Raw genomic sequence first — 922 nt, forward strand, 5'->3', positions numbered from 1 at the left:
GAACGGATCTGCTCCGTCCGCAGCGGCATTGGCGGCGGGGTCGTCATCCGTGCCGATCTGGTACTGCTTGACGACGATGCGGTCGCCGGCCTGGAGATCGAGGATCCGGTGGATCAGGTCGCGATCGTCCGCGTCATAGGGCACGTCGAAGGAGAAGCAGTCGTCGCCGGCACCGCCGGTCAGCGTCACCGCATCAGCGCCGATGGTGAAGTGGTCGTTGCCGCTGCCGCCGATCACCGCCTCGATGCTGGAGAAGCTGTCCTCGCCGATCTCGACGCCGACCGCCTTGCCCTCGACCAGGTTGATGTCGATGCATTGCGTCGCCTGGGAGTAATCCAGTGTGTCGCAGCCGCTGCCGCCATCATAGCAATCGGCCGTGGCATCGAGGGTGCCGATGATCACGTCGTTGCCGGACCCGGCTTCGACCCGGTCCCTGCCCCCACCKCCATCGAGCGTATCCGCGCCGCTGCCGCCTTCGAGCCGGTCRTTGCCCGCCCCGCCATCGAYGAYATCRTCKCCCGCGTCRCCCTCGATCCGGTCGTCACCAGCCTCGCCGAAGAGCCGGTCATTGCCGGCATTGCCCTCGACCCTATCGTCGCCGGCGCCGGCGAAGACGACGTCGTCRTCSGCGTCGCCCTCGATCCGGTCGCACCCATCGCCGCCGAAGACGATGTCGTTACCGGTCCCGCCATGGATCTGGTCGTCACCGGCGCCGCCCGCGAGATGATCATCGCCGGAACCGCCATCGAGCACATCGTCACCGGCATCACCGGAGAGCGTGTCGTTGCCAGCCTCGCCGAAGAGCCGGTCATCGCCGCCGCCACCGGCCGCTGCATCGTCGCCGGCTCCGAGCTGGGCCGTGTCCTGGCCGGCGCCGAACTGGACGAGGTCGACATGAGCGCCACCGGTGACGACATTGTTG

Annotated in this window: 1 protein-coding gene; it reads right to left on the reverse strand. The window is 68.0% G+C overall.

From position 1 onward, the window contains the following. On the reverse strand, positions 1–922 hold a 922-nt coding region (locus AC1DRP_RS36690; protein WP_476771155.1), incomplete at both ends, for a calcium-binding protein.

The sequence above is a fragment of the Allobosea sp. 01N443 genome, from assembly GCF_056399325.1.